The sequence below is a fragment of the Sphingomonas sp. genome, from assembly GCF_030145815.1.
Classification (GTDB): domain Bacteria; phylum Pseudomonadota; class Alphaproteobacteria; order Sphingomonadales; family Sphingomonadaceae; genus Sphingomonas.
The window spans coordinates 68,777-88,778 of record NZ_JAIXHL010000008.1; the positions used below are offsets into that span (position 1 = coordinate 68,777).

The 20,002-nt window shown below is 65.2% G+C and carries 20 protein-coding genes; 12 read left to right on the plus strand and 8 right to left on the minus strand.

Annotation, left to right across the window (positions count from 1 at the left end):
• The first annotated feature begins 13 nt into the window (after nucleotides 1-13).
• On the plus strand, nucleotides 14-601 hold the full coding sequence (locus tag KYX69_RS08835; protein ID WP_300496212.1) for a TlpA disulfide reductase family protein: 588 nt from the start codon (nucleotides 14-16) through the stop codon (nucleotides 599-601).
• 4 nt (nucleotides 602-605) lie between these two features.
• Complete coding sequence (locus KYX69_RS08840) at nucleotides 606-1,004, plus strand: hypothetical protein (RefSeq protein WP_300496214.1); 399 nt, start codon at nucleotides 606-608, stop codon at nucleotides 1,002-1,004.
• Here the strand turns inward: KYX69_RS08840 and KYX69_RS08845 are convergent, their stop codons facing one another.
• Nucleotides 1,005-1,661, minus strand: coding sequence for a TetR/AcrR family transcriptional regulator (locus tag KYX69_RS08845; protein ID WP_300496216.1), 657 nt, complete (start codon nucleotides 1,659-1,661; stop codon nucleotides 1,005-1,007).
• Between the two features lie 107 nt (nucleotides 1,662-1,768).
• Between KYX69_RS08845 and KYX69_RS08850 the strand changes: the two genes are divergently transcribed.
• Nucleotides 1,769-3,994: a TonB-dependent receptor gene (locus KYX69_RS08850; RefSeq protein ID WP_300496219.1), complete on the plus strand. Its 2,226-nt coding sequence runs from the start codon at nucleotides 1,769-1,771 to the stop codon at nucleotides 3,992-3,994.
• Between the two features lie 84 nt (nucleotides 3,995-4,078).
• A complete protein-coding gene (locus KYX69_RS08855) occupies nucleotides 4,079-5,359 on the plus strand; it encodes an MFS transporter (RefSeq protein ID WP_300496221.1) in 1,281 nt (426 codons plus the stop codon).
• A gap of 140 nt (nucleotides 5,360-5,499) precedes the next feature.
• Here the strand turns inward: KYX69_RS08855 and KYX69_RS08860 are convergent, their stop codons facing one another.
• The 3 genes from KYX69_RS08860 to KYX69_RS08870 are packed head-to-tail and all read right to left on the minus strand — an operon-like array spanning nucleotide 5,500 to nucleotide 9,160.
• Nucleotides 5,500-6,816: a dihydrolipoamide acetyltransferase family protein gene (locus KYX69_RS08860; RefSeq protein ID WP_300496223.1), complete on the minus strand. Its 1,317-nt coding sequence runs from the start codon at nucleotides 6,814-6,816 to the stop codon at nucleotides 5,500-5,502.
• Between the two features lie 5 nt (nucleotides 6,817-6,821).
• Nucleotides 6,822-7,826, minus strand: coding sequence for an alpha-ketoacid dehydrogenase subunit beta (locus KYX69_RS08865; RefSeq protein ID WP_300496455.1), 1,005 nt, complete (start codon nucleotides 7,824-7,826; stop codon nucleotides 6,822-6,824).
• 50 nt (nucleotides 7,827-7,876) lie between these two features.
• Nucleotides 7,877-9,160 (minus strand): 3-methyl-2-oxobutanoate dehydrogenase (2-methylpropanoyl-transferring) subunit alpha, encoded by a 1,284-nt coding sequence (locus KYX69_RS08870; protein ID WP_300496224.1) that lies wholly within the window; start codon nucleotides 9,158-9,160, stop codon nucleotides 7,877-7,879.
• A 243-nt stretch (nucleotides 9,161-9,403) separates the two neighbouring features.
• Here KYX69_RS08870 and KYX69_RS08875 point away from each other — a divergent pair, with 243 nt between their 5' ends.
• Both KYX69_RS08875 and KYX69_RS08880 read left to right on the plus strand, forming a co-directional pair.
• Nucleotides 9,404-10,339 carry a ribose-phosphate pyrophosphokinase gene (locus KYX69_RS08875; RefSeq protein WP_300496225.1) on the plus strand — a complete coding sequence of 312 codons (936 nt, stop codon included), beginning with the start codon at nucleotides 9,404-9,406 and terminating at the stop codon, nucleotides 10,337-10,339.
• 24 nt (nucleotides 10,340-10,363) lie between these two features.
• Nucleotides 10,364-10,627 (plus strand): hypothetical protein, encoded by a 264-nt coding sequence (locus KYX69_RS08880; protein WP_300496227.1) that lies wholly within the window; start codon nucleotides 10,364-10,366, stop codon nucleotides 10,625-10,627.
• Between the two features lie 6 nt (nucleotides 10,628-10,633).
• Here the strand turns inward: KYX69_RS08880 and KYX69_RS08885 are convergent, their stop codons facing one another.
• Both KYX69_RS08885 and KYX69_RS08890 read right to left on the minus strand, forming a co-directional pair.
• Nucleotides 10,634-11,380, minus strand: coding sequence for a sulfite exporter TauE/SafE family protein (locus KYX69_RS08885; protein ID WP_300496458.1), 747 nt, complete (start codon nucleotides 11,378-11,380; stop codon nucleotides 10,634-10,636).
• A complete protein-coding gene (locus KYX69_RS08890) occupies nucleotides 11,377-11,880 on the minus strand; it encodes a sterol desaturase family protein (protein WP_300496228.1) in 504 nt (167 codons plus the stop codon). Before KYX69_RS08890 ends, KYX69_RS08885 begins: the two co-directional genes overlap by 4 nt.
• A 22-nt stretch (nucleotides 11,881-11,902) precedes the next feature.
• Here KYX69_RS08890 and KYX69_RS08895 point away from each other — a divergent pair, with 22 nt between their 5' ends.
• The 5 genes from KYX69_RS08895 to KYX69_RS08915 all read left to right on the plus strand — a co-directional run bounded on the left by KYX69_RS08895 (nucleotide 11,903) and on the right by KYX69_RS08915 (nucleotide 15,911).
• A complete protein-coding gene (locus KYX69_RS08895) occupies nucleotides 11,903-12,226 on the plus strand; it encodes a hypothetical protein (RefSeq protein ID WP_300496230.1) in 324 nt (107 codons plus the stop codon).
• A gap of 129 nt (nucleotides 12,227-12,355) precedes the next feature.
• The gene (gene sucC / locus KYX69_RS08900) at nucleotides 12,356-13,555 is read left to right on the plus strand and encodes an ADP-forming succinate--CoA ligase subunit beta (RefSeq protein ID WP_300496231.1); all 1,200 of its coding nucleotides are present in this window, start codon (nucleotides 12,356-12,358) and stop codon (nucleotides 13,553-13,555) included.
• Nucleotides 13,556-13,743: 188 nt separating this feature from the next.
• The gene (locus tag KYX69_RS08905) at nucleotides 13,744-14,493 is read left to right on the plus strand and encodes an electron transfer flavoprotein subunit beta/FixA family protein (protein ID WP_300496233.1); all 750 of its coding nucleotides are present in this window, start codon (nucleotides 13,744-13,746) and stop codon (nucleotides 14,491-14,493) included.
• Nucleotides 14,490-15,416, plus strand: a complete 927-nt coding sequence (locus tag KYX69_RS08910) for an electron transfer flavoprotein subunit alpha/FixB family protein (RefSeq protein ID WP_300496234.1) — start codon at nucleotides 14,490-14,492, stop codon at nucleotides 15,414-15,416. The genes KYX69_RS08905 and KYX69_RS08910 overlap by 4 nt, the downstream gene beginning before the upstream one ends.
• Nucleotides 15,417-15,554: 138 nt before the next feature.
• Nucleotides 15,555-15,911 carry a hypothetical protein gene (locus KYX69_RS08915; RefSeq protein ID WP_300496237.1) on the plus strand — a complete coding sequence of 119 codons (357 nt, stop codon included), beginning with the start codon at nucleotides 15,555-15,557 and terminating at the stop codon, nucleotides 15,909-15,911.
• Nucleotides 15,912-16,112: 201 nt separating this feature from the next.
• Here KYX69_RS08915 and KYX69_RS08920 read toward each other — a convergent pair whose 3' ends face one another.
• Nucleotides 16,113-17,117 carry a histone deacetylase family protein gene (locus KYX69_RS08920; RefSeq protein WP_300496238.1) on the minus strand — a complete coding sequence of 335 codons (1,005 nt, stop codon included), beginning with the start codon at nucleotides 17,115-17,117 and terminating at the stop codon, nucleotides 16,113-16,115.
• Nucleotides 17,117-18,352, minus strand: coding sequence for a Na+/H+ antiporter NhaA (gene nhaA, locus KYX69_RS08925; protein WP_300496242.1), 1,236 nt, complete (start codon nucleotides 18,350-18,352; stop codon nucleotides 17,117-17,119). The genes KYX69_RS08920 and nhaA overlap by 1 nt, the downstream gene beginning before the upstream one ends.
• A 77-nt stretch (nucleotides 18,353-18,429) precedes the next feature.
• On the opposite strand from nhaA, the gene KYX69_RS08930 reads away from it, so the two are divergent.
• The gene (locus KYX69_RS08930; protein WP_300496245.1) at nucleotides 18,430-19,902 is read left to right on the plus strand and encodes a DUF389 domain-containing protein; all 1,473 of its coding nucleotides are present in this window, start codon (nucleotides 18,430-18,432) and stop codon (nucleotides 19,900-19,902) included.
• Nucleotides 19,903-20,002 lie beyond the last annotated feature (100 nt).

Here is a 20,002-nt window from a genome sequence, read left to right on the forward strand (position 1 = left end):
ATTGGAGCTTCCCTTGCGCTCGACGATCGCGCTTCTCCTCGTAACAGGTCTTGGAATTGCCGGCTGCGATAGTGGCAAGCAACCCGACCCGCAAGCAACCGCAACTGTCGCCGCCGAAAGCCCGGCTGCGCCCGACAACGCCTCCGACGAGCCCGAACGCGTCGGCACGGTCGACCGCAGCAAGCAGGGCGAGGCCGCGCCCGACTACGGTTTCCTCGACCCAGCGGGCAAGCCGGTGACGCTGGCGGCGTTCCGTGGCAAGCCGCTGCTGGTCAACCTGTGGGCCACCTGGTGCGCGCCTTGCGTGCGCGAAATGCCGACGCTCGACCGGCTCGCGGTGCGGGAAAAGGACAAGCTGCAAGTGCTGGTGATCAGCCAGGACCTCGACGGCGCGGCCAAGGTCACGCCCTTCTTCGAAAAGGCCAAGTTCGCCGCGCTCCAGCCCTATCTCGACCCCGATGTGAAGTTCTCGACCGGCTATGGCGTCAACCTGCCGACGACGATCCTCTACGATGCGGAGGGCAAGGAAGTGTGGCGCGTGTCAGGCGACATGGAGTGGGACGGCGAGACGGCGGCAAAGTGGATCGCGGAGGCGGGCTAGACATATGACGCCGCCTATCGATGAAACCCCTTATTGTCGCTTGTACATCGACACGCGTGCATCTGATGACGATGTTCAGGCACTTTTGGACCAGTCGACGTCGAAGGAATTCGATGGATTGCGGGTTTGGGCCGACAACTTCAAAAATGATGCATATCTAGCGGAGCAGAGTGCTCGCAAGCCGTACCATCCTATTGAGGCATCGCGCTGGACAGCGGAAGTCGACGCCGAAGACAGCGATCCTGAAAGCCATGAGCGCTTTCAAGCGGGTGTCGTGGCTATGATCCGCAGCCTGCGCGCGTGCGGAATGATAGTGACTGCCTCCTGCGACTTTGAGGATCGCGTGGCATCGGAGACTGGTTGGAACTGGAGCAGCGAGACCACCGAGCCGCCCCGCAGCTGACTACCGAACCCCCAACCCCCGCGCCAGCAACTCCGCCACTGTATCGGCCACCTCGCCCGCCTCGGCGTCCTCGCTCCACACGCCGTAGCGCAGGCCCAGGAACACGTTCATCCCCATGATCGCCCAGGCGTGGACCTCGGACACATCGGCGCGCACTTCGCCGCGTTCCGCCGCCGCCTTCAGCCGCTTTTCGATGCGTTCGGCGGTGGTCTGATAGTGTAGCCGGAAGCTCTCGGGATCGACGAACTCGGCCTCGTCGATGATGCGGTAGATTTCCTTGTGCTTGCGCACGAAGCCGATGAAGGTTTCCAGGCCCGCCCGCTCGGCGGCGATCTGCTCCGGGGCGGCGCGGATCGCTGGGGCGACATGTTCGCGCACCTGATCGCTCATGTCGCGCACCAGCGCGCGGAACACCGCGTCCTTCGAATCGAAATAGGTGTAAAAACTGCCCAGCGCCACGCCGGCGCGGCGGGTAATGCCGCTCACCGACCCGTCATGAAATCCCTTCTCGCCGAACTCGGCGGCAGCGGCGTCCAAAATCGCGCGCAACGTGCGGCGGCCGCGTGCGGTGCGCGGCTCCTTGCCCTCACTCGCCGCGCTGTCGCCCAGATGCAAAGCAGGGGGCAGTGTGGCGGACTTGCCACGTTCTTGCGTCATTTATCCCCTCCTTCATCCGGAAGTTGAAACCCGGTTCAGGTTTCACTATAGGCAAGCTCAACCACTGACAAGGCCGGGATTCGTCGGCCGCTTTTGGGGAGGAAAGCATGAAGCGTCTCTATCCGTCTGTCCGCACGATTCTGACCGCCGGCGCCGCATTGAGCGCGCTCGCCTCGGTCCCTGCCATGGCGCAGGAAGCACCCGTCGACGAAGCCGCCGAAACGCAGGACAGCGGCGAAATCGTCGTCACGGCGCGCCGTCGCGAAGAAAGCCTGATCGACGTGCCGATCTCGATGTCGGTCGTCACTGGCGACTCGCTGGTCAAGAGCGGCGCAGCCGACATCACCGCGCTGCAGGACAAGACCCCGAACCTGACGCTGCAGATCGCGCGCGGTTCGAACTCGACCCTGATCGCGTTCAGCCGCGGCGTGGGTCAGCAGGATCCGCTGTGGGGCTTCGAACCCGGCGTCGCGCTGTATATCGACGATGTCTATGTCGCGCGTCCGCAGGGCGCGGTGCTCGACATTTTCGACGTCGAGCGGGTCGAAGTGCTGCGCGGGCCGCAGGGCACGCTCTATGGCCGCAACACCATCGGCGGCGCGGTGAAGTATGTCACCCGCCGTCTGGGTAACGACTTCAAGGCGTCGTTCCGCGGTTCCTATGGCTCGTACAACCAGGTCGATCTGGTCGGACAGGTCGTGGTCCCGGTCGGCGACACGCTGTCGCTCGGCGCGGCGGTCGCGCAGTACTGGCGCGACGGCTTCGGCACCAACCTCACCACTGGCGCCGAACATTATAACAAGGACGTGTTCGCCACCCGCCTGTCGGCCGAATTCACCCCGACCGACAACATCTTCGTGCGCGTCGCGGGCGATCGCGTGCTCGACCGGTCGAACCCGCGTCACGGCACCCGCCTGCTGCCCAACGGCACCGACCCGATCTACGCCCCGACCGCAAGCGTCTATGACACGCGTGCAGGGATCGGCGATGACAACCGCGTCGAAACGCGTGGGCTTTCGGTGACCGGCGAAATCGGCCTGTCGGACGAACTGACCTTCAAGACCATCACCGCCTGGCGCGACGGCAGCACCGACACGGTGATCGATTTCGACAACACGATCCTGCCGACGCTCGACATCCCGGCGGAATATTCGGACCGCCAGTTCACCCAGGAACTCCAGCTGCTGTATGAAGGCGATCGTCTGCAGGGCGTGTTCGGCCTCTATTACCTCAACGGTCGCGCGAGCGGCGCGTTCGACACCGTCGTCGGCCTCGCCAATTTGACCACGCTGACTGCGGGTGAGGTGTTTACCAAGAGCTATGCCGCGTTCGGCGATTTCAGCTTCGACGTGACCGACCAGTTCAAGATCTCGGCCGGCCTGCGCTACACCCGCGACGAAAAGACCGGCACCGTGTTCCGTCGCAACTATACCGGCATCCGTTCGCCCCGCTTCGGCAATGCCGCTGCGGTCCCGGGCCTGATCCGGTCGGATTATACCAACAGCCGCGACTTCGAAAAGCTGACCCCGCGCATCAGCCTGAGCTACCAGCCGAACGCCGACCTCAACATCTATGCCAGCTATGGCAAGGGTTATAAGTCGGGCGGGTTCGACATGCGCGGCGACGCGATCCTGACCCCCACGACGGTCAACGGTTACGAGCCCGAGACGATCGACAGCTACGAACTCGGTATGAAGGGCGCGTTCCTCGACCGCACCCTGTTCGTGAACCTCGCCGGCTTCTTCTCGAACTACAAGGATCAGCAGGTCACCATCCAGGTGCCGGCACTGCCCAGCGGCATCGCCAGCTTCGTCGATAACGCGGGCAAGGGCGAGATTTACGGCTTCGAGCTCGAAACCCGCATGGTCCCGTCGCGCCACTTCCAGGCGAGCGTCGTGGTCGGCTACACCAATGCCGATTACAAGGAGTTCTTCACCTTCATCGGCGGTGGCACCACCCCGGTCGACGTGTCGAACGCGCGCGATTTCCAGAACACGCCGGAATGGACCGCCAATGCCTCGTTCACCTGGTCGAACGATGTCGCGGGCGGCGTGCTCGCCTTCACCCCCGCCGTCTCGCTGCGCAGCGACACCCAGATGTTCGAACTGGCGACCCCGGCGCTGGATCAGGACGGCTATGCCCTGGTCGACGCCTCGCTCAACTGGACCTCGGGCGATGGCCGCTATCGCCTCGGTGTTGCGGCGCGCAACCTGACCGACGCGCGCTATCGCGTCGGCGGCTACAACTTCCCGGGCGCACTCACCGGCAACTCGGTGATCGGCTATTACGGCCCGCCGCGTACGTTCACCGGCACGTTCGAGATCAAGTTCTGATCGCTTTCATGCTTTGAGTTTGCCAGACTGATCGGGCCGGGCGTCGAAAGGGGGCGTCCGGCCCATTTTTTTAGGGGAGAGGGTATGAGCGCCACCAACGGGGCGGCACCGACGACGCAGGGCCATGGCACGCCGGGCTATCGCGCGGTGGTGCTGGCGATGCTGCTGCTGGTCTATACCTTCAACTTTCTCGACCGGCAGATCCTCGGCATCCTCGCCGTGCCGATCAAGGCGGACCTCGGCCTCACCGATACCCAGCTCGGCGCGCTTGGCGGCATCGCCTTCGCCTTTCTCTATTCGACGCTCGGTGTGCCACTGGCATTGCTCGCTGACCGCACCAGCCGCACCTGGGTGGTGACGATCTCGCTGACGGTGTGGAGCGGCTTCACCGCCCTGTGCGGCCTCGCCAACAGCTTCTGGACCCTGTTCCTCTACCGCCTTGGCGTCGGGGTGGGTGAAGCGGGCGGCGTTGCGCCGTCCTACGCGATCATCGCCGACTATTTCCCCCAGCATCAGCGCGCCCGCGCGCTTGCCATCTATTCGCTCGGCATCCCGATCGGCCTCGCCTCGGGCACGTTGCTTGGCGCGTGGATCGCGAAGACCGTCGACTGGCGCTGGGCGTTCATCGTCGTCGGTCTGGCCGGCGTCGTCATCGCCCCCTTCTTCCGCATGATCGTCAAGGAACCACCGCGCCCCGTCGCCACCACCGCCGCCACGCGCGCGCCGATCGGGCAGGTATTCGGCATCCTCGCCAAAAAGCCCAGCTTCTGGTTGATGGCGATCGGCGCGGGGTTCAGCTCGATGTGCGGCTATGGCCTCGCGTTTTGGGCGCCGACCTTCTTCGTGCGCAGCTTCGGCTTCGACCTCACGACCACCAGCTATTTCTTCGGTTCGATCCTGCTGGTCGGCGGCACCATCGGGGTATTCATGGGCGGGGTACTCGCCGACCGGCTCGGCGGAAGCGACCGCGGCGCCTATGCCAAGCTTCCGGCGATTGCCTGGCTGGTCTGCGTCCCGCTGTTCGCCGGCGGGTTCCTGACCGACAATGTGACGCTGGCCTGGTTCCTGTTCCTGATCCCGAACGGCCTCAACATCCTGTGGCTCGGCCCGGTGACCACCGCGATCCAGAACCTCGTGCCCCCGCAGATGCGCGCGACGGCGAGCGCCAGCTTCCTGCTGATCAACAATCTGATCGGGTTGGGCGCGGGCTCATGGGCGATGGGCGCGATGTCGGACGCGATGACTGCCAGCTATGGCAACGAAGCGCTGCGCTACTCGGCGGTCACGGCGCTGTCCTTCTACGTCATCGCGGCGGTGCTGATGCTCTTCGCCGTCCGCACCCTGCGCAAGGACTGGGTGGAGTAAGAAAATCCTCCCCCGCAAGGGGGAGGTGGCGCCGAAGGCGACGGAGGGGGAGGACGGCTGCGTCCTCTCGCCCGTCGTGCTTCCTCCCCCTCCGTCAGCTATGCTGACACCTCCCCCTTGCGGGGGAGGATTAGCGGGTCTCAATCCGCGAACAACAACACCGGCGTCTCGAGCAGCTTGCGCAGCGCCTGGACATAGCTCGCGGCGTCCCAGCCATCGACCACGCGGTGGTCGCAGCTGATCGACAGGTTCATCAACTTGGCGCGCACGATGTCGTCGCCGACGAACACCGGCCGCTCGACGATCTTGTTCGGGCCGATGATCGCGACCTCGGGCCGGTTGATCACCGGCGTCGTCGCGATTCCGCCGAGCGGGCCGAGCGAAGTGATTGTAATCGTCCCGCCCTGCAGCTCTTCCGACTTGATCTTGCCGGTGCGCGCGGCTTCCGCGAGGCGGCCGATCTCGCTCGCCAGCTGCCAGACATTCATGTCCTGCGCGTCGCGGATGACCGGCACGGTCAGGCCCGCATCGGTTTGCGTCGCCATGCCCATGTGCACGCGCCCATGGCGCGTCACCACGCCACCCTCGTCATCATAGCGGGCATTGAGCATCGGGAAGTCGGGCAGGGTGCGACAGATCGCGACGATCAGGAACGGCAGCATCGTCAGCTTGGGCCGCGATCCGCGATTGGCGTTGAGGTCGGCGCGCATCGCCTCCAGCGCGGTCACGTCGATCTCGTCGACATAGGTAAAGTGCGGAATCGCGCGCTTCGCCGCCGCCATATTCTCGGCGATGCGGCGACGCATCCCGATCACCTTGACCGCCTCGTCCTCCCGCGCCCGGCTGGCGTGCGGCGCGTGGTAGCCCTGCCCGCTGCCATAGCGCAGATAGGCGTCGAGATCGGAATGGCGGATATGCTGCCCGTCATGCTTCACTTCGGCCAGGTCGACGCCAAGGTCCTTGGCCCGTGCGCGGACTGCCGGGGAGGCGAGGACGTGCTTCGCGACCGGAGCCTGCTCCTCCGCTCCGTTTGCCCTGAGCTTGTCGAAGGGCTGCGCGACCACTTCGGTCGCGGCAGGTGCTTCGACAGGCTCAGCACGAACGGGGGTTGGCGCTTCGACCACTTCCGGAACCCCCGGCGTCTCCGCCTCAACCTGTTCCTCGACCGCCTCGGCTACGGGAGCCTCCGCAGCCGGCGCCTCCTCCGCCACCGCCTCGTCAGTCTCCACCACCATCAGCGACGCGCCAATCGCGACCTGATCACCAACCTCACCGGCCAGCTCGACCACCACGCCCGACACCGGCGATTCCATTTCGACGGTCGCCTTGTCGGTCATCATGTCGGCGACCTGCTGATCCTCCTCGATCCGGTCGCCCACCTTGACGTGCCAGACGACGATCTCGGCCTCGGCGATGCCTTCGCCAATGTCCGGAAGACGAAACGTAAAGCGCGCCATGCCGATCAGTCCTTCAGGAGTTTTTTCAAAGCCTGTCCAATACGGACCGGCCCGGGGAAATAAGCCCATTCAAGGCTATGGGGATACGGCGTGTCAAAGCCGGTGACGCGCTCGACCGGCGCTTCGAGGTGATAGAAACACCGCTCCTGCACCAGCGCCGACAGCTCCGCGCCGAAGCCGCCGGTGCGGGTCGCCTCATGCACCACCATGCAGCGCCCGGTCTTCTTCACCGACTCCTCGATCGTGTCGATGTCGAGCGGCACCAAAGTGCGCAGGTCGATGATCTCGGCGTCCACGCCCATTTCCTCGACCGTCGCCTTCACCACATGCACCATCGTGCCATAGGCCAGCACGGTCAGCGCAGTGCCCGGCCGCACGATCGCCGCCTTGCCCAGCTCGATGCGGTAATAGCCCTCGGGCACCGCGCCGCCGGGATGCTTCGACCAGTTTTCCGCCGGGCGATCCCAATGGCCGTTAAACGGGCCGTTATAGATGCGCTTGGGCTCGAAGAAGATGACCGGATCATTGTCTTCGATCGACGCGATCAACAGTCCCTTGGCGTCATAGGGCGTCGACGGGATCACCGTCTTCACGCCCGACACATGGGTAAAGATGCCCTCCGGCGACTGGCTGTGCGTCTGTCCGCCGAAAATGCCGCCGCCGAACGGCGAACGCACCGTCAGCGGGGCGGTGAACTGCCCCGCCGAACGATAGCGCAGCCGCGCTGCCTCACTCACCAGCTGGTCGAGCGCCGGGTAGATATAGTCGGCGAACTGGATCTCCGGCACCGGGCGCAGGCCGTATGCGCCCATGCCGATTGCCACGCCGATGATGCCGCATTCGGTGATCGGCGTGTCGAACACGCGGGTCTTGCCATATTTCGCCTGCAGTCCGGCAGTGGCGCGGAACACGCCGCCGAAATAGCCGACATCCTCGCCCATCACGACCACATCGGGATCGCGCGCCATCATCACGTCCATGGCGGAATTGATCGCCTGGATCATGTTCATCCGCACGGTGTCGCCGGTCTCGCCGGAGGCGGAGGTTTCGATCACGTCGCTCATGCCTTCCTCGCCCATGGACGCCCGCTCGCCTCTTCCTCGTCCAGCATCTGCTGGCGTTGCTCGCGCAGATGCCACGGCATTTCCTCGAACACCCCGTCGAACAGCGAATCGAGCGGCTGGTGCAGGCCATGGCCCAGGATGCCGTTCTTCTCTGCTTCCTTCTGCGATGCCTTGACCAGTTCGGCGACCTCGCGATCCATCGCCGCGTGGCGCTCTTCGTCCCACTCGCCCAACGCGATCAGGTGTGCCTTGAGCCGCGCAACGGGATCGCCCAGCGGCCAGGCGCCCGGCTCGCCCGCGCTGCGATATTGCGTCGGATCGTCGGAGGTCGAATGGCCCTCGGCGCGATAGGTGAAATGCTCGATCAGCGTCGGCCCCTGATTGGTCCGCGCGCGCTCCGCCGCCCATAAAGTCGCGGCATAGACCGCCAGCGCGTCATTGCCGTCGATCCGCAGCCCGGCCATGCCATAGCCGATCGCGCGCGCGGCAAAGGTCGTCGCCTCGGCCCCGGCGAATCCCGAAAAGCTTGAAATCGCCCATTGATTGTTGACGACGTTGAAGATGACCGGCGCCTTGTACACCGTCGCAAAGGTCATCGCCGAGTGGAAGTCGCCCTCCGCCGTCGACCCCTCGCCGCACCAGGTCGCGGCGATCCGCGTATCGCCCTTCGCCGCGCTCGCCATCGCCCAGCCCACTGCCTGCGGATATTGCGTGGCGAGGTTGCCGGAGATCGAGAAGAACCCGTCCTCCTTCGACGAATACATGATCGGCAGCTGCTTGCCCTGCAGATTGTCGCCGCTGTTCGAATAGATCTGGTTCATCATCTGAACCAGGCTGTATCCGCGCGCGATCAGGATGCCCTGCTGGCGATAGCTGGGGAAGCACATGTCGTCGCGGCTCAGTGCATGGGTGGCGGCAATCGCCACCGCCTCTTCGCCGGTGCACTTCATGTAGAAGCTGGTCTTGCCCTGCCGCTGCGCGCGGAACATGCGCTCGTCGAACGCGCGGACCAGCGCCATGTCGCGCAGCATCGTGCGCAGCGTGTCGGGATCGAGGCGCGGGTTCCACGGCCCGACCGCGCGACCCTCATCGTCGAGCACGCGGACCAGCGTGTAGGCCAGGTCGTGGAAGCTCGCCGGATCGGCGGCGGTATCGGGGCGGGGCTGCGCGCCGGCGGGCGGCACTTCCACGGCTGCGAAATCGACCGCATCGCCCGGCCGGAACTTGGGCTCCGGCACATGCAGGCTCAGCGGGGGCAGGTTGCGCGGGACGTCCGCCATGCACTCTCCAGCGTCTAGAATGGCTCCGGGTCGCCCTGCGGCGCGCGGACATTTATTTCAGCGCCCGATTATATTGTTTCAACGCACCTGTCGAGATGGGTCAGCAATGCTGTCCTGACTCACCTGTGCCCACACGGGACGCCGATGCGTAGACACGCTACCCTAAACGCCCCCTTTTCGCGAGCGATCCACGTGCCTAAGGGGAAGTCAAATCCATGACACTCGCTGGGGAGCGACGCGCGTATGAAACTGATGGCTGGCAATTCGAACCTGCCGCTCGCCCAGGCGATCGCCTCCTATCTCGAAATCCCCCTGACGCAGGCCAATGTGCGCCGCTTCGCCGATGAAGAGATTTTCGTCGAGATCCTCGAAAATGTCCGCGGCGAGGACGTGTTCGTGCTCCAGTCGACCGCCTATCCGGCGAACGACAACCTCATGGAATTGCTGATCATGATCGATGCGCTGCGCCGCGCATCGGCCAAGCGGATCACCGCCGTGCTCCCCTATTTCGGCTATGCGCGTCAGGATCGCAAACCCGGCCCGCGCACCCCGATCTCGGCCAAGCTCGTCGCCAATCTGATCACCACCGCCGGCGCCAACCGCGTCCTCTCGGTCGATCTGCACGCCGGGCAGATTCAGGGCTTTTTCGACATTCCGACCGACAATCTGTTCGGCGCCCCGGTGATGAGCGAAGATATCAAGGCGCGTTTCTCGGACCGCAATCTGATGGTGGTCTCGCCCGACGTCGGCGGCGTGGTCCGCGCCCGCGCGCTGGCCAAGCGGCTCGACAACGCGCCGCTCGCGATCGTCGACAAGCGCCGTGAAAAGGCCGGCGAATCCGAAGTGATGAACATCATCGGTGAGGTCGAGGGCCGCTTTTGCATCCTGATCGACGATATCGTCGATTCGGCGGGGACGCTCTGCAACGCCGCCGCTGCGCTCAAGGCGGCCGGCGCGGAGGATGTCGTCGCCTATTGTACGCACGGCGTGCTCTCGGGCGGCGCGGTCGCGCGTGTCGACGGATCGGCGCTGCGCGAACTGGTCATCACCGACTCGATCGGCAACCACAATGTCGTCGGCGAATCGCAACGCGTTCGCCACCTGACCATCGCCCCGCTGCTCGCCGAAGCGATCCGCCGCATCGCGGACGAAAGCTCGGTGTCGTCGCTGTTTGACTAACGCGAGTCGCTGAGGAGGCTTTGGATGAAAAAAGCACATGGCCTCCAACGCGCATTGCCTCCGCTGGCACGGGAGCAGTTGGAATCGATGCCGACGGGGGCGCTGCTTGCGCGTCTGAAGCGCTTGCGCTGGTGCGAAGATAGTCCGGAAATAAGCGATCTTTCAGAGGATGAGCGAGCCACGGCGACTCACCTGATCCTGTTCAAGACCGACCCTGCCTGGCGTCAGGCCTATGCTGACCTCAAGGACGTTCTGGCCGGTCGCGAACATATGGACGCGAAACCATAGGCAAGTTCACGCCACCGCCTTCGCCACCAGCACCACGCCCACGCCGATCATCAGCCAGTAGATCGCGGTATAAAACCGCTCCGGCGATACCCGCCGCACCAGCCATACCCCGGCAACGGTCGACGCGATCGCCACCGGCATCAGCACCGCGCTCGTCGCCAAATTCTCCCGCGTAAACTGCCCCAGCGCCAGATAGGCCGGCACCTTGATCCAGTTGACCAGCGCAAAATAGACCGCCGTGGTCCCCACCAGCATGTCGCGCGACAGTCCGCGCGGCAGCACCCAGAGCTGCCAGGGCGGCTGCCCGGCATGTGCGATCTGGCTGGTGAAGCCCGAGGCGACTCCGAACAGCGACCCCACCCATCCCGGCGAGGTCGACGCCGCTCCTGCGCCGATCCGGTCCTTCCACAACCGATATGCGCCGAACAGGATCGAGATCACCCCGACCATCGCCAGCACCGCATCCGCCGACACGCTCGCCGCGAACCCATAGCCGAGCAGGATGCCGACAATCGCTCCGGCCAGCGTCCATCCCAGCACGAACCAGTCCACGCTCCGCCGGAACGCCCACACCCCGACCACATCCTGCACGATCAGGATCGGCAACAGGATCGCCGCGGCCCGCACCGGATCGGTGGCGAACGCGATCACCGGCAGCGACAGCGCCCCAGCACCGGCAAACCCGCCCTTTGACAGCCCGAGCAAGACGACCGCCGGCACCGCCAGCGCGTAAAAGAGCGGGTCGGAAATCAGAACCGGCCGACCGGTTCACGCACCCCGGCATTACCGCGCGCCTTCAATTGCGCCTTCAGCTTCTCGGGCGGCGGGGCGTAGAGGAAGCCGAAGCTGACCGTGCCATGCTTGGTCTCGACCACATGGTGCAGCCGGTGCGCCTGGATGATCCGCTTCATATAGTCCGACTTGGGAATGTAGCGGGTGTTCAATCGCTTGTGCACGATGATGTCGTGGAACCCGAAATAGATCGCGCCATAGGCCGCGATCCCCGCGCCGATCCACGCATAACCGACCCACCACCCCAGATGCACGGCGCCGAGCAGCAGCACGAACGACGGCACCGCAAAGATCACGGCGTAGAGATCGTTGAGCTCCCAATTCCCCGTGCGCGGCGAATGGTGGCTTTTGTGCAGGAACCAGCCCGGCCCGTGCATCAGCCAGCGATGCGCGACATAGGCAAACCCCTCCATGAGGGCGACGGTGAGCAGGAACAGCGCGATGCCGATTGCGGGACTCATGCGGGCGATATAGCGACGGACCATGATCGATGCGAGACGCGTGATTCCCCTGATTGCCGCCCTGGCGGCACTTTCTTCCTGCGCGGTGCCCGAAGCGCGCCTGCGCACCGGACTTACCAATGCCGGCCTGCCCAAGCCGCTCGCTGCCTGCATGGCAGAGCGGATGGTCGATCGGCTGAGCCTTGCCCAGCTGATGCGCATCGCCGACCTGCCCAAGGCGCGCGAAGCCGAGTCGCTCGACCGCTTCCTGCGCCGCGTCCGCGCGCTCGGCGATCCTGAGATCCTCGCGGTCGCCACCAGCTCGGGCGGGTTATGCGCCACCGGCCTCGCCAAAGAGGCTCGCTAACCCGCTCGTTTCGCAGGTGACACAGCGCTTATTGCAATTGCGTCGCAATGCCGAAGTCAAGACATTTGATTCCGCCGCGCCCCTGTGCTTAAGCGGCGCGAATTTTGCTGCAACGCAAAGGGCGATCCCATGAATATCCATGAATATCAGGCCAAGGAACTGCTGGCGAAGTACGGCGCGCCGATCGCGGCCGGCCATGCCGCCTTCACCGTCGAAGAGGCGGTCGAGGCTGCCAAGAAGCTCCCCGGACCGCTCTATGTCGTGAAGTCGCAGATCCATGCCGGCGGCCGCGGCAAGGGCAAGTTCAAGGAACTCGCCCCCGAAGCCAAGGGCGGCGTCCGCCTCGCCTTCAGCCTCGACGAGGTTGAGGCGCATGCCAAGGACATGCTCGGCAACACGCTGGTGACGATCCAGACCGGCGACGCGGGCAAGCAGGTCAACCGCCTCTACGTCACCGACGGCGCCGACATCGCCAAGGAATTCTACCTCGCGCTCCTCGTCGATCGCGCCACCAGCCGCATCGCCTTCGTCGTCTCGACCGAAGGCGGCATGGACATCGAGGAAGTCGCGCATTCGACTCCGGAAAAGATCCACAGCTTCTCGGTCGATCCTGCGACCGGCTTCATGCCGCATCACGGCCGCGCCGTCGCCGCCGCGCTCGGCCTGACCGGCGATCAGGCGAAGCAGGCGGCCAAGGTCGCCTCCTCGCTCTACACCGCGTTCCTCGCCACCGATGCCGAGCAGATCGAGGTCAACCCGCTCGCGCTGACCGAGCAGGGCAACCTCCTTGTCCTCGACGCCAAGGTCGGCTTCGACGGCAACGCCATGTTCCGTCACAAGGACCTGATGGAACTGCGCGACACCACCGAAGAGGATCCGATGGAGCTCGAGGCGTCGAAGTACGACCTTGCTTACATCAAGCTCGACGGCGACATCGGCTGCATGGTCAACGGCGCGGGCCTCGCCATGGCGACGATGGACATCATCAAGCTGAACGGCATGTTCCCGGCCAACTTCCTCGACGTCGGCGGCGGCGCGAACAAGGAAAAGGTGACGGCCGCGTTCAAGATCATCCTTGCCGATCCGGCGGTGAAGGGCATCCTCGTCAACATCTTTGGCGGGATCATGAAGTGCGACATCATCGCCGAGGGCATCGTCGCCGCGGCGAAGGAAGTGAACCTCTCGGTCCCGCTGGTCGTCCGCCTCGAAGGCACCAATGTCGAGCAGGGCAAGGAAATCCTCGCCAACTCGGGCCTTGCCATCGTTCCGGCCAATGATCTGGGCGACGCGGCGAAGAAGATTGTGGCGGAAGTCCAGGCGGCTGCTTGATCGCGGCCCCCGGAACACCCATTGAAAGGGGGTCTGGCGCGTCATCCGCGTCGGACCCCTTTTTCGTTCGCGCAATGACGCTACGGCAATCGTATGATTCCATACCGGACTTGCGAAAACGGCAAAAACCCTTCTAGGGAACGTCGAACTCGAACCTTTAAAACGACGCGATTGGAGCGGAGGACGCGATGAAAGTGCTGGTGCCGGTCAAGCGTGTGCTTGACTATAACGTAAAGCCCCGCGTGAAGGCGGACGGGACGGGCGTGGATCTTGCCAACGTCAAGATGAGCATGAACCCGTTCGACGAGATCGCGGTCGAGGAAGCGATTCGCCTCAAGGAAAAGGGCGTCGCGACCGAGATCGTGGTCGTTTCGATCGGCGAGCAAAAGGCGCAGGAAACGCTGCGCACCGCACTCGCCATGGGCGCCGACCGCGCGATCCTGATCACCGCCGAAGGCCCGGTCGAACCGCTCGGCGTCGCCAAGCTGCTTGCCAAGGTCGCGGAGGAAGAACAGCCCGGCCTGATCATCCTCGGCAAGCAGGCGATCGACGACGATAACAACCAGACTGGCCAGATGCTCGGCGCTTTGCTCGGCTGGGGCCAGGGCACCTTCGCGTCGAAGGTCGAAGTGTCGGGCGACAGCGTCGACGTCACCCGCGAAGTCGATGGCGGTCTTGAAACGGTGAAGCTCAAGCTTCCCGCGATCGTCACCACCGATCTTCGCCTCAACGAACCGCGCTACGCCTCGCTGCCCAACATCATGAAGGCAAAGAGCAAGCCGCTCGCCGCCAAGACTCCGGCCGATTACGGCGTCGACGTGACGCCGCGCCTGTCGGTCGTGAAGGTCGAAGAGCCGGCCAAACGCACCGCCGGCGTCAAGGTTGCGGATGTGGATGAGCTTGTCGGCAAGCTCAAGGCACTGGGAGTTGTGGCATGAGCGTTCTGGTCTGGGTCGAACATGACAATGCGTCGGTGAAGGACGCAACGCTCGCCGCCGTCACCGCGGCGGGCAAGCTGGGCGACGTCGTCGCTCTGGTCGCGGGGTCGGGCGCACAGGCTGCCGCCGACGCCGCCGCAAAGATCGCGGGCGTCAGCAAGGTGCTGCTCGCCGACGACGCGGCCTATGGTCACGCGCTCGCCGAAAACGTCGCACCCTTGGTCGCCGATCTGATGTCGGGCTATGACGCCTTCGTCGCGCCCGCCACCACCACCGGCAAGAATATCGCGCCGCGCGTCGCCGCTTTGCTCGACGTGATGCAGATCAGCGAAGTGATCGGCATCGAGGGCGACCAGTTCACCCGTCCGATCTATGCCGGCAACGCGATCGCCACCGTCACCTCGTCGGACGCCAAGAAGGTGCTGACCGTGCGCGGAACCGCCTTCGACAAGGCGGCGACCGAGGGCGGCAGCGCCAGCGTCGAAACCGTGTCGGGCAAGGGCGATGCCGGCCTGTCGAGCTTCGTCGGTGCCGAGATCGCCAAGAGCGAGCGCCCCGAACTGACCAGCGCCAAGATCATCGTCTCGGGCGGCCGCGCGCTTGGCTCGGGCAAACAGTTCCACGCGCTGATCGATCCGCTCGCCGACAAGCTCGGTGCCGGCGTCGGCGCCTCGCGCGCCGCGGTCGATGCGGGTTACGCCCCCAACGACTATCAGGTCGGCCAGACCGGCAAGATCGTCGCGCCGGAAGTCTATGTCGCAATCGGCATCTCGGGCGCGATCCAGCATCTCGCCGGCATGAAGGACTCCAAGACCATCATCGCGATCAACAAGGACGAAGACGCCCCGATCTTCCAGGTCGCGGACATCGGCTTGGTCGGCGATCTGTTCAAGGTCGTGCCGGAGCTGACCGAGAAGCTGTAAGCGGATCGGAACGGTAGAAGGAAGGCGTCGCTGGCCGGGAGGTCGGCGGCGCCTTTTGTTTTGACGCAAGTCTCAGACAAAATTGACGATTCTGTAAGCTCGTCGGCACTAGGGTCACTCACAAGGGGGCCTAATGCAATGCGACGCTCGATCCTTATCCTGGTCCTCATTGGGCTGACGAGCTGCAGCTCGGCACCTCTCGCACTCGATCCCGAAGACAACTATCATTGCGCGATAATTTTTCTCACACTCGACAGGGCTACGGACAGGCAGTCAGTGGACGCCAAGTTCCTCAAGGCGACCCACACCTTGAAAACATGGTACTTCTCGCGAATGTCTGAGGAAGAGTTCGCCGCAGCCAATAAGGGCATTGAATCGATCAATGCGGAAGTCCGTCGAGACCCAACGATTGTGGCCTCTATGGCCAAGGCGTGTGCGACACGCGCCGACAAGAATCTCGAGTTTCGACGGTTCGCAGCGTCGGCGATGAAGTAGCGTAAGGATCGCGTTGCGCCGCGCAAAAAGAGCCGATCGTCGGAAAACAAGTAAGGCCCGTCGCTTTCGCGGCGGGCCTCCCTGGACGATCCGTTCCACATGGGTTCGGGTCGTCTAAATGCTCTTTCTCTCGATCAAGCAGGGCAACAACGCGCCCGCATCGCACTTGGTTCCACGCCCCGCGAAAAAAATTCGCGCACGTCAGAACCCGCTCAAAAAGCTGGCAACATTCGCGCCGAGCGCATCGATCGCATAGCCGCCTTCCATCACGATCGCCGTCGGCAGTCCGGCAGCCGCGATGTCCCGCCCCAGCACCGCATAGTCCGTCGTCTCCAGCGCGAACTGCGAAATCGGATCGCCGACAAACGTATCCGCGCCGAAACTGACCAGCAGCAGTTCCGCCCCCGACGCCGCAATCGCCGCCAGCGCCCGATCCTGCGCCCGTCGAAACGCATCGATCTTCGTGCCGCGCGGCAGCGGCAGGTTCAGCGTCGCGCCCTCGCCGTCCCCTTCGCCAACCTCGTCGGCATGCCCCCAGTAGAACGGAAAATCGGTCGCCGGATCGGCATGGATCGACGCGAACACGACATCGCCGCGCGCCCAGAAGATATCCTGCGTCCCGTTGCCGTGATGATAGTCGATGTCCAGGATGCCGACCCGCTGTACCCCAGCATCGCGCGCCGCCTGTGCCGCGACCGCGACATGGTTGAGGTAGCAATAGCCGCCCAGATAATCCGCGCCCGCATGATGCCCCGGCGGCCGCGACAGCGCGAACGCCGCCCGCTCGCCCCTCAGCACCCCATGCGTCGCCGCCAGCGCGCACTGCACGCTGCGATAGCTCGCGTCCCAGGTGTCGGCGGTCAGCGGGGTCGATGCGTCGATGCTATACTGTCCCGCCAGGGCGTCGATCCGGTCGAGCCTGAGTGCGCGCTTGCGCACCGTCGGCCAGATATAGCCCATCACATCGCCCGGCCGCCCCGCCTCCGCCCAGCGCGCCGGGGCGGTCTTGAGGAACTCGATATAGCCCGCATCATGCACCGCGCGGATCGGTCCCTCGCCCCGGTCCAGCGGCAGCTCGGTCGCCCCCAGCGTCGCGGCAATCGCCGCAGCCCGCTCGGGCTTTTCCGCATAGGGCACGAACGCGCCATTATGCAGCTCGCGCGCCGGCGCATGCGCCAGCTGGCCGGGGTCGTAGAAGCAGCGCATCAACCGGCCCGGTCGGCGTCGCCGCTGCTTCCTTCCCGCCAGCGCGGCGCAAAGCGCAGGATGGTGTAGCCGATCACCGCCGACAGGATCGATCCGCTCAGCACGCCGATCTTCACCTCGTCGACCAGCTCCTCATTCCCGGGGAAGGCCAGCCCACCGATAAACAGGCTCATCGTAAAGCCGATCCCGCACAGCATCGCGACCGCATAGAGCTGCAGCCAGGTCGCCCCACCCGGCGGCGTGGCAAAGCGCAGCTTCGCCGCCAGCCAGATGCTCCCGAAAATGCCGACCTGCTTGCCGATGAACAGCCCTGCCGCAATGCCCAGCGGCAACGGCGCGAGCAGGATCGCCGGGCTCATCCCCGCCAGGCTGACGCCCGCATTGGCAAAACCGAACACCGGCACGATCAGATAGGCGACCCACGGGGCAAGCGCATGTTCGAGCTTGTGCAGCGGCGATTCGGCATCGTCGCACGCGCCCGGGCTCGTCGTGATCGGCACCATCATCGCCGTCAGCACGCCCGCGATCGTGGCATGGACCCCCGACATGAACACGAAATACCACAACGCCGCACCCAGCAGCAGATAGGGCGTCAGCCCCTTCACCCCGCTGCGGTTCAGCACATACATGGCCGCCATCACCAACGCGCCCAGCGCAAGGTAGAGCGTCGACAGGCTGGCGGTATAGGCAACCGCGATGATCGCCACCGCGCCCATGTCGTCGACGATCGCCACCGTGGTCAGGAACAGCTTGAGCGACGCCGGCGCGCGCTTGCCGAGCAATGCCAGCACGCCGATGGCAAAGGCAATGTCGGTCGCCGCCGGAATCGCCCAGCCATTGACCAGCGGCCCGCTCCACCCGGTGATGAACAGATAGACCAACGCCGGCCCGACCATCCCTGCCGCCGCAGCGACGATCGGCAACCGCCGATGCTCCCAGGTCGCAAGCTGCCCGTCGATAAACTCGCGCTTGATCTCCAGCCCGACGAACAGGAAGAAAATCGCCATCAGCGCATCGTTGATCCACAGATGCACCGTCATCGACCCGTATTTCGGGCTGATCACCGGCCCGGTGTCGAGATGCAGCAGGTGGAAATAGGCCTCCGAAATCCCCGGCAGATTGGCGACGAGCATCGCCAGCGCCGCCGCACCCATCAGGATGATGCCGCCCGCGGCCTCGCTCTGCAGAAATCGGCGTAGCACCGATCGTCCTGCCTGGTCGTTTCGTGCGGCCATGCGTTGCTCCTGTGATTGCGGTTCGCCCCCTGCCTAACGGCTGGCACCCACCGGGCAAACCCCTTAGAGGCGCGGAAATGAGCATCGCATTGTTGAAGCCCGACAATCCGGTCGTCGCCTGGTGGCGGACGCGGGTGATCGCGACGGTCGATCATGTCGATGTCGTCGAAAAAGTGCGTGAAGACGCCGGCTTCACCGGCCGCTACGCCTTCATGACGCTGATGTCGGCGGGCATCGCGGTGCTCGGCCTGCTGCTCTCCTCACCGGCCGTGGTGATCGGCGCGATGCTGATCTCGCCGCTGATGGGGCCGATCATCGGCCTTGGCTTCGGCCTCGCCACCTTCGACTGGAACGAGATTCGCACCGCCGCCATCGCGCTCGCGCTCGGCATCGTCATCGCGGTGCTGTTCACGGCACTGCTCGTGCTGGTCTCGCCGATTCAGAATGTAACGACCGAAATCGCCGCGCGCACCCGCCCCAATCTGTTCGATCTGATGATCGCGCTCTTCTCCGCCCTCGCCGGCGCCTATGCGATGATCCGGGGCAGGGCCGGCACGGTCGTCGGCGTCGCCATCGCCACCGCCCTGATGCCGCCGCTCGCCGTGGTCGGCTTCGGCCTCGCCACCTGGAACTGGACCGTCTTCGCCGGATCGCTGCTGCTGTTCCTCACCAACCTCATCACCATCGCGGTCGCCGCCGCGGTGGTCGCGCGCCTTTATGGTTTCGGCTCGCACCTCTCGCCCCAGCACACGATGCTGCAGACGATCGTCGTCACCGTCGCGCTCGCCGCCTTCGCGATTCCCTTGGGGCTGGTGCTGGTCCAACTCGGATGGGAGGCCAACGCCTCGCGCCAGATCCGCGACGTGATCAGCGGCGAGTTCGAGGGCGCGGCGCGGCTGAGTCAGGTCGAGATCGATTATGAGAGCAACCCCGTCCGCGTCACCGCCACCGTCATGACCCCGCGCGTGCGCGAAGATGTCGAGCGCCGCGCGCAGGGCGTCATCGCCCAGCTCGTCGGCCGTCCGGTCGCGGTCGAACTGGAACAGATCCGCGTCGGCACCGGCGCGCAGGCGGAGGCCGCGCAGGTCGCCGCCGCACAAGCCTCCAGCGCCACCGCCGCCAACCGCCTCGCCGCGCGCGCGCAAGAACAGCTCGCGCTGATCGCCGGGGTGAAGGGCGACGCGGTCCTGCTCGACCGCGACAATCGCCGCGCCGTGGTCAACGCCGCCCCGCTGCCCGGCGCCAACCTCGCCGCCTATCGCGCGCTCGAAACGCGCGTCTCCGCGGGGGTGCAGGGCTGGACCGTCACGCTGATCCCGCCCGTCGCTGCATTCCCCGACATTGCGGTCGCGGACGACAAGCCCGATGCGGACGCGCTCGCGACGGCAATCTGGGCGGCGCAGCGGATCAAGCTCCCGATCGGCGTGTCGGGCAGCGGCGCGCAGACCGTGGTCGACGCCCTCACCGAAGCCGGCATCGACGCCCGCGTCACCGGCAACGGCACCGCCCCCGCCCGCCTGCGCTGGCTCGCGCCCGAGGAGGCCGATTAAGACATTCCTCCCCCGCCAGGGGGAGGTGGCACGCGTAGCGCGACGGAGGGGGAGGAAGGGGGGCGGCCCGAGTGGCAAGGACGAAGCCGTCCTCCCCCTC